Origin of the sequence: Stenotrophomonas sp. 1278 (assembly GCF_029892765.1) — a bacterium.
Lineage (GTDB): Bacteria > Pseudomonadota > Gammaproteobacteria > Xanthomonadales > Xanthomonadaceae > Stenotrophomonas > Stenotrophomonas indicatrix.
Genome location: NZ_JARXWD010000033.1, coordinates 31,746 through 43,500, shown reverse-complemented (window position 1 = coordinate 43,500; position 11,755 = coordinate 31,746). Strand labels below are relative to the sequence as shown.

General features: G+C 64.2%; 11 protein-coding genes and 1 tRNA gene. 7 read left to right on the top strand and 5 right to left on the bottom strand.

All coding sequences use genetic code 11. From position 1 onward, the window contains the following. Positions 1–192: 192 nt before the first annotated feature. From M2299_RS19150 to M2299_RS19135, 4 genes are all read right to left on the bottom strand, one after another. Positions 193–1,734, bottom strand: coding sequence for a PH domain-containing protein (locus tag M2299_RS19150; protein WP_099843835.1), 1,542 nt, complete (start codon positions 1,732–1,734; stop codon positions 193–195). Further along, positions 1,731–2,207 carry a PH domain-containing protein gene (locus tag M2299_RS19145; protein WP_223487030.1) on the bottom strand — a complete coding sequence of 159 codons (477 nt, stop codon included), beginning with the start codon at positions 2,205–2,207 and terminating at the stop codon, positions 1,731–1,733. Before M2299_RS19145 ends, M2299_RS19150 begins: the two co-directional genes overlap by 4 nt. Positions 2,208–2,319: 112 nt before the next feature. Next, positions 2,320–3,453, bottom strand: coding sequence for a GTP cyclohydrolase II RibA (gene ribA, locus M2299_RS19140; protein ID WP_032976682.1), 1,134 nt, complete (start codon positions 3,451–3,453; stop codon positions 2,320–2,322). Between the two features lie 74 nt (positions 3,454–3,527). Beyond that, on the bottom strand, positions 3,528–4,448 hold the full coding sequence (locus tag M2299_RS19135; RefSeq protein WP_025879049.1) for a lauroyl acyltransferase: 921 nt from the start codon (positions 4,446–4,448) through the stop codon (positions 3,528–3,530). A 61-nt stretch (positions 4,449–4,509) separates the two neighbouring features. Between M2299_RS19135 and dtd the strand changes: the two genes are divergently transcribed. The 7 genes from dtd (at position 4,510) to M2299_RS19100 (ending at position 11,301) form a co-directional block, all read left to right on the top strand. Next, on the top strand, positions 4,510–4,950 hold the full coding sequence (gene dtd, locus M2299_RS19130) for a D-aminoacyl-tRNA deacylase (RefSeq protein WP_032976683.1): 441 nt from the start codon (positions 4,510–4,512) through the stop codon (positions 4,948–4,950). Positions 4,951–5,040: 90 nt separating this feature from the next. Then, positions 5,041–6,891 (top strand): RNA polymerase sigma factor RpoD, encoded by a 1,851-nt coding sequence (gene rpoD / locus M2299_RS19125; RefSeq protein ID WP_032976684.1) that lies wholly within the window; start codon positions 5,041–5,043, stop codon positions 6,889–6,891. A gap of 572 nt (positions 6,892–7,463) precedes the next feature. Further along, a complete protein-coding gene (locus tag M2299_RS19120; RefSeq protein ID WP_280884840.1) occupies positions 7,464–7,793 on the top strand; it encodes a hypothetical protein in 330 nt (109 codons plus the stop codon). 44 nt (positions 7,794–7,837) lie between these two features. Next, a tRNA-Ile gene (locus M2299_RS19115) sits at positions 7,838–7,913 on the top strand. 749 nt (positions 7,914–8,662) lie between these two features. Next, positions 8,663–9,538, top strand: coding sequence for a DUF6731 family protein (locus tag M2299_RS19110; RefSeq protein ID WP_280884839.1), 876 nt, complete (start codon positions 8,663–8,665; stop codon positions 9,536–9,538). A gap of 661 nt (positions 9,539–10,199) precedes the next feature. Further along, complete coding sequence (locus M2299_RS19105; RefSeq protein ID WP_280884838.1) at positions 10,200–10,391, top strand: hypothetical protein; 192 nt, start codon at positions 10,200–10,202, stop codon at positions 10,389–10,391. Between the two features lie 241 nt (positions 10,392–10,632). Then, complete coding sequence (locus M2299_RS19100; RefSeq protein WP_280884837.1) at positions 10,633–11,301, top strand: hypothetical protein; 669 nt, start codon at positions 10,633–10,635, stop codon at positions 11,299–11,301. Positions 11,302–11,319: 18 nt separating this feature from the next. Here the strand turns inward: M2299_RS19100 and M2299_RS19095 are convergent, their stop codons facing one another. Further along, a complete protein-coding gene (locus tag M2299_RS19095) occupies positions 11,320–11,640 on the bottom strand; it encodes a hypothetical protein (protein ID WP_280884836.1) in 321 nt (106 codons plus the stop codon). Positions 11,641–11,755 lie beyond the last annotated feature (115 nt).

Sequence of the window (11,755 nt, the reverse complement as noted above, 5' to 3'; positions counted from 1 at the left end):
CCGGCTTCCGGTGTGGTGTGTGGTCGGCGGCGCCGGGCGCCCCCCCCCCGGGGGGGGGGGGGGGGGCCGCCCCGCGCCCCCCCACTACCGTAGATCCACGCCACGCGTGGGTGGTGCAGTAGATCCACGCCATGCGTGGGTGGTGCAGTAGATCCACGCCACGCGTGGATGGCGATTCAACGATCGGCCGCGCTACCAGCGCAGCTTGCGCCGTGCCAGCGCCGTGGCCAGTTCTTCCATCAAGGCATGTGCACGCGCCTGCGGCAGGTAGCGCAGTGCCAGTGCCACATCGCCATGCGCACCGGCGGTGTCCAGCTGCAGGCTGGCCGTACCCAGCAGCTTGTCCAGCGGCGAACGCTGCAGGCGCAGGCCCTGCACCTTGTCCAGCTCGGCCCAGCGCCACCAGCGCTTCCACCAGCCGCCGCGCACCGCCGCGAACTGGCCATCCAGGTGCCAGCCCATCCGCGCCATCTGCCGGTGCGCGATCAACAGGCTGACCGGCAGCCAGGCCAGCAGTGCCAGGGCCGGCAGGCCCCAGCGCCAGTACAGCGCGGCGGTCAGCAACGGCACCACCAGCAAGGTGGACAGCGACAATCGCCACCATCCGCGTTGCGGAATCGGTTGCCACTGCTGCGGCGGCCATTGCAGCTGCGGCAGCAGGTGGCGCACCAGCCCATCGCAGGCGCTTGCACCAGCCAGCGGTGCCAGTTCGCGCAGCGCGCGGTCGTCGTCGCGCGAGGGGCCACCGGCAGCGCTGTCGATACGCAGCTGGCGCAGCCCGAACCAGCGTTGCAGGGTGCTCTCGCCCAGCGTCCATGCCTGGATGCGGCGGCGCGCGACGCTGCTGCGGGTGCGGCTTAGCAGGCCGGTGGAGACGGTCAGGCGCCGCTCGCGCTCGCTGAGGGTGAAGCCGTGGTAGCGCAGCAGCGTCAACACCACCGACAACACCCGCAGCAACAGCCAGCCCAGCAGCAACGCGGCCGCCAACAGCACCAGCCCGCCGGTCACCCCGGCATGCAGGTGGCTGGCGTAGCCGAAGGCCTCGCGCCCGCCACGCTGGATGGCATCGTCCATCACCGGGCGCGGTACGGTCTGGAACAGGACGCCGAAGGCGGCGATCGCCAGCGCCCAGCCACGGTTGGACAGCAGGCCCATGCGCAGCACATCCCAGCTCGACAGGCGCAGCAATACCTGCTCGTCGTCGGATGGCACGACATCGGCAGCCGGCGCGCCGCTAGGCGTCGGCTGGGGCGCCTGCCCACGCTGGCGCACCAGTTGTTCCAGGGCCAGCGCCTGGTCCAGCCGCAGCACGCGCATCTCCGCTTCCGGACGCACCCCGCCGGCCGATTCCAGGCGCAGTTCGGCAACCCCGAACAACCGGTGCAACGGGTTCTGCCGCACTTCCACGTTGTGGATGCGGGCGAAGGGAATCTCGCGCCGGTTGCGCGCCAGCAGGCCGCTGCGCACGGTGATCGCATCGTTGCCGATGCGATAGCGGTAGCTGAGGTACTGCAGCACCGACACCAGCACCAGCGCGGCGATGGCGGTCAACGGGATCAACTGTGCCCACATCGGATCGCGGTCGCCGCGCTGGCCGAACACCAGCAACGCGACCAGCGGCAGGAAATAGTGGCGCAGCTGCATCAGCAGCACGAACAGCCACGACCACGGATGCAGGCGATGCTCGTCGCCACCGCTGGGCAGCGAGGGCGGCAGGGGCGGGGGCAGGCTCACAGGGCGTCGGCGTCCTGGTCGAGCTGATGGGCCAGGGTGTCACGCAGGCGCTCGGCATCGGCTTCGTCCAAGCCGCTGACGGTGACCGCACTCAGGCGGGTGCCGGCGGTGTGCACGATCAGCGTGGCCAGGCCTGCACGCCGCTCCAGGGGCCCGCGACGCAGGTCCAGGTGCTGCACGCGCGAAATGGGAATGCGGGTCTCCAGCTGCCACATCAGGTCGCGGCGCAGGCCCAGGCCCTGTGCGTCCAGCCGCCAGCGGGTGCGGGTCAGGCGCCGATGGCCGATCCAGGCGCCGAAGGCGAGGCCGACCAGCAGGCCCAGCATCGCTGCCCACAGGCCACCGGGAAGATCGAAGAACCACCAGAGGGCCGCCAGCGGTGCGCCGGGGATGAACAGTCCGCCGAAGGCGCCCTCCAGCGCCGCCAACCGGGCAGCGCGCAGCGGCAGGGGTTGCCAGTGGTCGAGGGGCATTTCGGCAGCAGCAACAGGCAAGGGCAGTTCGGTCACGCGGGCGTCCGTCGGGCAGCAGGGCGGGCAGGCGCGGTGATGACCGCACCGCGCAGACGTTAGCAGGTCGCCCGCGTTACTGGGCGGCCTGGATCAGCGCATCGACATCCAGCAGATGGCCAGCGCGGTCGGCCTTGGTGCGCAGGTAGTGCTCGTTCTCGGCGGTGATCTCGCCGGTGACCGGAATGCAGTCCAGCACCTCGATGCCGGCATTGCGCAGGCGCTGTGCCTTGGTCGGGTTGTTGCTGAGCAGGGCAACACGGGATACACCCAGCCCGCGCAGCATCGCCACCGCGCTGCCATAGCGGCGCTCGTCGGCGCCGAAGCCCAGCTGCGCATCGGCGTCGATGGTATCCAGGCCGTCATGCTGGTAGCCGTAGGCGCGCATCTTCGCGGCGATGCCGGTACCGCGGCCTTCCTGGTCCAGGTACAGCAGCACGCCGCCGCCCAGTTCCTTCAGTTTGCGCAGGCCGCGCCGCAGCTGGTCGCCGCAATCGCACTTGAGCGAACCGAACAGGTCGCCGGTGAGGCAGGACGAATGCACGCGTACCGGCACCACTGCGGACAGGTCCGGTTCGCCGACGATGATCGCTACCTGGTCGCGCTGGGCGACGCCACCGCGGAACACCGCGAAGGTGGTCATGCCGACGTCGCGCAGCGGCACCGGCGAACGCGCCACCAGTTCGTAATCATGTGCGGCGTGCGCGGCGCCTTCGGCCAGATCGCACAGGCCAACCTCGGCCGCGCCATCGAACGTGGCGTCGTCTGCATCCAGGCGCACGGCCACCATCGCCGGCAACAGCAGGCCCAGCCGGGCCAGTTCGACAGCGCCGGCATCGAACGCATCGCCTGCGCTCCAGGCCGCGGGCATCGGTCCGGGTTCGCGCAGGTAGCCCAGCGAGGGCAGGGCATCGAAGGCAACGCCGGCCAGCGGCAGGCGCGCGCCCTCGGGTGCCTCCACGCCGAGCACGCGGGCGCGGGTGGCGGTCAGGTACAGGTAATGGCGCTCGCGCGCGGCACTGGCGAAGGCGGCGAAGCTGCTGGCAGTGGCGCTGTCCAGCGCGATCACCGCCAGGCGCTGGCCCTGGCCATCGTGGAGCAGGACCGGGCGACCGGCGCGCAGTTCGGCGACCGCGCGCTCGCAGCGGATCGCTGCCGGATCACCGAACAGGGAGGAAGCAGACATGGCAGGACCGGGGGAGGCGGACATCGGTGTCTCTATGGGGGCGCCAGCGTCGTATTCAACGTGCTGCGGCGGTGTGTCGCAGGCCGGTGCAGCGGCTCTCAGTGCGGATGTTCGTCGGTCGCGTATGGGTCTTCCTCGCCGCTGCCCGGTGGCCGCAGCGTATAGCGCTTGTAGGTCCACTGGTACTGCGCCGGGTCGCGGCGGGCGATGCGCTCGATGCCCGCGTTGAGCGCGGTGGCCGCCACGTGCGGGTCCGGATCGGCCACGGCCGGGTCGGTCGGCTCGATGTGCAGGGCAAATTCCATGTCCGGGCCGATGCGCTCGCACCAGCCATACAGCACGGTCGCGCCGGTGCGCTCGGCCAGGCGGTTGACCAGGGTCATGGTCAGTGCCTGCACGCCGAAGAACGGCACGAACACCCCGTCGCCGGCCTTGGGCTGCTGGTCGGGCAGGATGCCGGTGGCACCGCCGTCCTTGAGCACCTTGAACAGCTGGCGCACGGCCGGGCCTTCGGCACGCACCTGCTGCACGTTGTCGCCGCCGCGCACGATCTGCAGGAAGGCATCGCTGGCCTCGTCCTCCGGCGGCTTGTAGACGATGGCGATCTGGCCGCGCGAGGCCAGCCACTGGTTCAGCAGCTCCCAGTTGCCGTAGTGCGGGGCCGCCACGATCACGCCCTTGCCGCTGGCAAGGGCCGCGTCGTACAGCGCCTGGCCGTGGCGCTCCTTCAGGTGCAGGCGCAGGTTGTCGGCGGGCTTCCGGCTCCACAGGCGCAGGGTCTCGATGGCCTGCAGGGCGGTGGAGCGCAGCAGTTCGCGCTGCAGGCGGTCGCGTGCCGGTGCGTCCAGCTCGGGGTAGGCCAGCTCCAGGTTGCGGCGGGTGACGCGGCTCTCGCGGGCATCGAGGCGCACCCACGTCCAGGCCAGGGCGCGCGCGAACCCGCGCAGCAATGGCCAGGGCAGGCGGGCGAACAGGGTGGTGGCGCGGTAGACCAGCCGGGCTTTGCGGTGTGGATTCATCGGCCCCAGTTTAGCCAAGGGCGCTGCTATCGTGGCCGGCCCCTTGCCCGGAAGCCCGCCGATGCTCGTCCTGATTCAACGTGTCAGCCAGGCTGCCGTGCATGTGGAAGGTGAGGCGGTGGGGCAGATCGGCCCCGGCCTGCTGGCCCTGGTCGGCATGGAGCCGGGCGATACCGAGGCCCAGTTGCAGCGGATGGCCGAACGCCTGCTCGGCTACCGTGTGTTTGCAGATGAGGCCGGAAAAATGAACCGCTCGCTGCGTGATACCGGCGGCGGCCTGCTGCTGGTCAGCCAGTTCACCCTGGCCGCAGACACCCGTTCCGGCATGCGGCCAAGCTTCACCAGCGCGGCACCGCCGCAGGAGGCTGAACGCGGGTTCAATCGATTTGTCGACATCTGTCGTGAAAATCACGCGCCGGGGGTGGAAACGGGCCGCTTCGGTGCCCATATGGTCGTCAGCCTGGTCAACGACGGTCCCGTGACCTTCCTCCTCAGGCCCTAGGCCGCCGGGACCACCGCCCGGCAGGCCGGGCCCCGGGCTGGTATAATGCTACGTTCCCTATTTCCCCCTAGCCGGTGGCGCGAGCACTACATGGCCAACGAACGTCCTGCCCAATCCGAAATCAAGCAACTGATCAGCAAGGGCCTGGAACAGGGCTACCTGACCTATGCCGAAGTCAATGACCATCTGCCCGACGACATGGTCGACCCGGAACAGATCGAAGACATCATCGGCATGATCAACGGCATGGGCATTGATGTCCATGAAGTTGCTCCGGATGTGGAAACCCTGCTTCTCAACGACGGCAACACGGGCAACCGTGAGGTCGACGACACCGCAGCCGAAGAAGCTGCCGCCGCGCTGAGCGCGCTCGACACCGAAGGTGGCCGTACCACCGACCCGGTGCGCATGTACATGCGCGAAATGGGTACCGTCGAGCTGCTGACCCGCGAAGGCGAAATCGCCATTGCCAAGCGCATCGAAGAAGGCCTGTCCCAGGTCCAGGCCGCACTCGGCCAGTTCCCGGTGTCGGTCGAATCGCTGCTGACCGATTACGAAGCGCACAAGGAAGGCCGCAAGCGCCTTGCCGAAGTGATCGTCGGCTTCAACGACCTGACCGACGACGTGCCGGCCCCGGCCGCTGTGGTGGCCGATGACGCGGACGACGCCGATGCCGACGCCGACGAGGAAGAAGACGACGTCGACGGCGGCGATGAAGAAGCCGCGCCGACCGGTCCGGATCCGGAGGAAGTGGCTGCGCGCATGCAGGCGCTGGGCGATGCCCTCAACGCCTTCAAGAAGGCTGCCGCCAAGGGCGACAAGAAGAACCTGCTGAAGCTCCGCGAGGAGATGTCGGCGGTGTTCGTCACCCTGAAGCTGCCGCTGCCGCTGACCGACGTGCTGACCAAGCAGCTGCGCGACACCATGGGCAGCATCAAGGCCCACGAGCGCCGCGTGCTGAACCTGGCCACCGTCACTGCCCGCATGCCGCGCAAGGACTTCATCCGCTCCTGGGAAGGCAACCAGACCAACCTGGAGTGGGTGGAAGACGCACTGAAGCGCAAGCAGAAGTGGTCTTCGGCGCTGCGTGAAGTGAAGGACCAGATCGTGTCCGAGCAGCAGGCCACCATCGACATCGAGAAGGTCACCCTGCTGGACCTGGACGAGCTGAAGGAACTCAGCCGTGCCATGGCCTATGGCGAAGCCAAGGCGCGCAAGGCCAAGAAGGAAATGGTCGAGGCCAACCTGCGCCTGGTGATCTCCATTGCCAAGAAGTACACCAACCGCGGCCTGCAGTTCCTCGACCTGATCCAGGAAGGCAACATCGGCCTGATGAAGGCCGTGGACAAGTTCGAGTACCGCCGCGGCTACAAGTTCTCCACGTATGCGACCTGGTGGATCCGCCAGGCCATCACCCGTTCGATCGCCGACCAGGCGCGCACCATCCGTATTCCGGTGCACATGATCGAAACGATCAACAAGTTGAACCGCATTTCCCGCCAGATGCTCCAGCAGTACGGCCGCGAGGCTACGCCGGAGGAGCTGGCCAAGGAAATGGACATGCCGGAAGACAAGATCCGCAAGGTGATGAAGATCGCCAAGGAGCCGATCTCGATGGAAACCCCGATCGGCGACGACGAGGATTCCCATCTGGGCGACTTCATCGAGGACACCAACGTGGAGTCCCCGATCGAGAACACCACCAACATCAACCTGTCTGAAACCGTGCGTGACGTGCTGGCCGGCCTCACCCCGAGGGAAGCCAAGGTGCTGCGCATGCGCTTCGGCATCGACATGAACACCGACCACACCCTTGAGGAAGTCGGCAAGCAGTTCGACGTGACCCGCGAGCGCATCCGCCAGATCGAAGCGAAGGCCCTGCGCAAGCTGCGTCATCCGAGCCGTTCGGAGCAGCTGCGCAGCTTCCTGGATATCGATTGATCTCCAGCGAGTGCTGACGTGTTGAGAGAAACCCCGCTTCGGCGGGGTTTTTCTTTGGGGGATCCGGTGTGGAGCCGTGGCCATGCTTGGCTGCGGTTGGCGATGACGCTTTGGCCAACTCTTCGTCGTCTCCCACCACCAATATTTGCGCCTTTTGACGCAACCGGCTTGAGCATTGTTGAGCAATAAAGCGCGATTCCGTGCGGCGGGCAGGAGTTGACCAGCTCATTCCTCAGTTGCCCCAGTACGTCGAGCTGTTTGAGCTGGCATGCCTGCCGCAAGCCCTGTCGCAATCAACAATTGAAGGCACTACCTTCTTTTCCACACAGTCCCCTGCAGGTGCTCAACACACCGTCGTGGGAGGGCTGTCTGCCGTAACAGCAGTCAATCCAAGGTCAACTCGCATCACTCGCCACCCCGGCGAGCCCAAAGGTTTCTGGCCGGGTGGCGCGCAGCCATACAAGACCCCGCAAGGGGGAACGCTGCGGGCGGCCCTACGACCGTGTTGAAGCACCCGGCCGCCTCTCTCAACAGGAGGCGTAGAAGGCTCGACGAATCGTAGGAGATCCAAGATGAGACTGAAGGCGGCAGCCGGCAAGAGCGCTGGCGACCCGGTTAGTGCAGATACGTGTGACTTCCCGCCCCTGCTGGATTGGAATGAAGTGCTGCAGGACGAGCGGGAGGATCGGCTGGGGTTTGCCAGGCGCGCGACGTTCGCGCTGCTGACGCAGTCTGGTGCGGGATTGATCGAGGGCTTCGGTAGCGGCAATCAGAAGGAACTGGAAGGGGCCATGAGGGTGGTGGCGCTGTTCCAAGCGCATCTGCAGGAGATGGAGCGGTTCGCTGGAATAGCCGAGAAGCGGCTGCAGCATGTTGCTGAGGCACTCGCTGCTGCCGACTGAGTAGCCGACTCCGGCCGTGCTCCACTACACTAAGACGCTGCGCCGGGCCTATAGCTCAACGGTTAGAGCAGGGGACTCATAATCCCTTGGTTCCAGGTTCGAATCCTGGTGGGCCCACCATATTGACGTCCAGCCAGATCCAGAGACGTCCGACATCGCCAGAAATGGCGGGGTTTCAGGCCGGGCTCACAGGTGGCCAAAGAAGCAATCGACGAGCCCTGGAAGGCCTAAGACCTCCACGACGGTCGGTTCCCTGCGTGGACAGGTGGGCATTGCCACTGTGGCCTGATTAGCTGTTTCAGCAATGGTCGGTGGGTGGCAGAGGCAGACATGTGCCACTTAACTGTAGATCAGAACTCACCGCACTAGGCCTACTTTCCGGTCTCCTTGCGGGCGTACATGTCCCACTCCTTTTCGTGCCCGTAGCCAGTGCCGCACTCAAAGCTTCAGGAGTCGTCTGATGGGTTCTCAGATGCCAACCACCTAGGGGCGCCAATGGGGGCGCTCTGGCACTGCTAAGGACGCGTAAGCTGCTGCAGATCGCCTTTGAGGTGTCTTCAGCCGCTAAGGATTTTCCAGGCGGATACACCGAGGCCGTCCAAACCTAATGCGAGCAGTGACAGGGCGACGAACCGAAGTCTAGGCATTGCCCGATCCTTGGCGTTCAGAGGGAAGCCTCTCAGCAACCGCCATGCGAATGCATCGCCCACGCATAGCGAACACAATTCTCCATTTATAGGATGATTTAGTTGGCGAGAATGCAATTTGTGTGCCAACAATCCGATTGGACATCACCGAATTAAGGGTTAGGCTCGTAAGCTGCCCACTCAGCTTTGAGTGAGGATAACTGCCCGAAAGGAGGCACAGTTTTGAAACCGGCGCGTGTTCAAATACAGCTTTTCAGGCTGAATAAGGTTGGTGGAGAGAGGTCCGTCAATTCCTTACTTAGAGCGATCGAAGCGGATGATATCGGAGACCGAGTTCGATACGTGCGCGGCGCCAACGTTCGACTAGAGAGTGCGGAGCGGTTGAACGCGGAAAACGGGCTGCCACGCCGGTGGGCGCTAGACTTCGTGAAGTTGAGAGATGTGTCTGGTCCAGGAAAGGGTAGCAAGGACCAGCCAATTGAAGATCTCGACATCGAAGAGGAGCAATTCTTCGGGGAAGAAGCTGCAGCATTGTATCTGCCACAGACCGGCCATCTGATAGCTCAGTACAACCACTATGGCGTTAGACCAAGCGCTATGGCGCAGTACTTGTCTTGCTACTTGGAGGGCGAGACGAATGAATACGAGGCTGACGTTGTGCTCGACCCCGAAGCAGAGGCCCGCTACGGGAGGATTACCGAGGTAAGGAGATTCTCGGTGGGGGTGGATCTCGCCAAACTTACTGCCCAACAGCGAAGGGATGGGCATGCGCTTACACAGGCTTTGGGTCAAGCAGCCGATATGAATGGTGCGCGCATCAAGATTGAGGTCTCAGTTGGCCATGACAAGAACAGGTCTCTTCGCAATGCAAAGGGTTGGCTAAGCCGGCTGGTCAACAGCGGTGCGGCTGATTCGGCAGAAATCGCAGGTCGTGAGACCCCAGACGGCGATATTTGTCCTGTAGATCTCATCAACGAGACACTCAAGCACCACGTAAGCATCGAGCCGGGATCAGGGAAGCGACTTCCGATAGATGCTCGCTTTAGAAAATTGGAGGCGACGTACAGAAGATGGCGAGAACGAATTCACAATGGATAACACCGCTAGACCGGGAGCGGGCTTCTCCTTGGATACTAGCGGTGGTCGTCGGTCTCGCAGCTGGGCTTCTGCACAGAGCGGCGGTCATTTCTCTGCCTGTGCAGTCGCCCGATAGCTATCTTTCTGCGGTGATCTCACTAGGAGGGGTGCTGACAGGCTTCATGGCTACGCTCAAAGCCCTTCTATATGCAATGAGTGACACGGCTTACAGGCGGCTAAAGACCAGTGGCTATCTGGACGATCTTCTCCGCTATCTTCGCGAGGCTCTGTGGGGCAGTGTTCTAATGTGCGTTGTTGCACTGATTGCCTTTTATCTTCCTAAGAGCGTAAGCCTCCACTCAATCGTTGCTGGGGTGTCAGCGTTTGCGCTTTCTTCCGTCGCGAGGATTGCTAGCATTACAACCAAGCTCTTAGCTGTGCGGGCGATTCCAGAGGAAGATTAGATGCTCCTGTCTAGTTGCGTGCCGTCAGACTGTCGATGCGACGAGCGGCACGCCTATTCTCGAAAGCACCTAGTTTCGCTTGCCTGTTGTCGGATCATGAGTGCTTACTGACAGAATTTTCTCAATGCTGAAGATTCCTAATACGGGTAAGTGATAAGGCTTTGCACCGAAAACTGTTCAGGTAAATTAATTGACACATGTCAGCGAAGGAGAGAATCGTGACCAATAGCAAAGTGCCCAGTAGTGCAAAGAAGTCCGGTGCCAAGGTCAGTAAGCCGAAAAGCAGACTGTCAAAGGAGGAGCGGCCTATCAAAAGTGATCAGGCGATGGTTTACACCTTGGATGCCGCAGTGAAGAAGTTTCGCGACAGGGCGCCGGACGCTCCTAACGGTGGGAAAAGGAAGGCTTGATCGAGCTGTTAGTTCATCACGCAATGCAGCCTCTAGCTAAGAGAGATGAATGTTTTTTTGGTTACTAGTGGGCCACCACCGTTGGCGTAAAAGAAGGCAACCAACTGACGCCCTGATGACCTCTGCACGTAGGGAACCCTGCCGCTCCTCAGTACCGAATTCGAGCCGTTCTGGCTGAAGAACCGATCCGCAGCCCGCCCGTGATCCCGGCTTCACGCCCCGCACGCTATCCACGGCGGTCATGGACCTCATACGACTGCTGCGATCGCTGGAAGAATTCCTCTACGAGCTGGTCGGCTGGCTGGTGTTCTATCCGCGGATGTTCTGGCGGGTACTGATTCACCCCGGCGAGGTCGCGCTCTACACCCGCCGCGAGCTCGGCAAGGATCCGGACCAGCGGTTCTCCGATGCGATCAGCCCGGTGCTGATGCTGATCCTGTCGGTGGCCATCGCCCATGCGCTGGAGATGGCGATGCGCATGTCCTCGCCCCGACTCAGTACGCCGGTGGGGCAGCTGCTTTTCAGCAGCGAGCAGGGGTTGCTGCTCACCCGCTCTGCGGTGTTCTGCGTGTACGCGCTGGGTGCGGCACTGGGCACGCTTCGGCGTCAGCGGCTGCCCGTGAACCGCGAGACGCTGCGCGAGCCTTTCTCCATCCAGGCGTTCATCGCATGCCCCTTCGTGGTGGCACTCGCGCTGGCGCAGGTGGCAGCCGCGTCCCCGGCGCAGGCCGGCCCGTTCACCGCGCCAGCCATCGGCGCGCTGGCGGTGGCGTGGTACCTGTGGGCCCGCATGCGGGCCTTCGTGGCCTTGAATGGAGGATCAGCGCTGCGTGCGCTCGGCTCGGTAGTGGTCTCGTTCCTGCTGACGACGATCGGGGTTGTCGGCCTGTTTGCTGCCGTCATCCTCTGATCTTCAACAGGGCGGCGATCACTCGAGAACGTGATCGGACTTGCGCGGTGGCACTGCCGTGGCCTCACCGCGCTGCAGGAGGTCGAAGAAATCCACTGCCTCCGCCGCCAGTGCATCGTGGGCGTCGAAATCCCAGTTCTGCTTGTACTCGCGGGCAAGCAGATCACAGACGGCCTTGGCCTGCTGGTAGGTCTGCGACTGCTCCCCGCGATCGGCCAACTGGTCGCGGTGGATCTGGCACAGCATGAGCTGGTGGGCATCTTCGGCCCGCTCGCGCTCCCAGCCTATGTCGGGCAGGGCGGACAGTGCTGAGGCAAGCGCGATGGCAATCAAGGGCATGATCCGGTTCCGGGCAGGGGGCGGAACCTGAGCGTAGGTGATGGTGCAGTGCGCGTGGCGGCACGCGCGATGGCCGTTTTACAGGGTGTTCACCATTCGCAGCAGCATGGTTGCT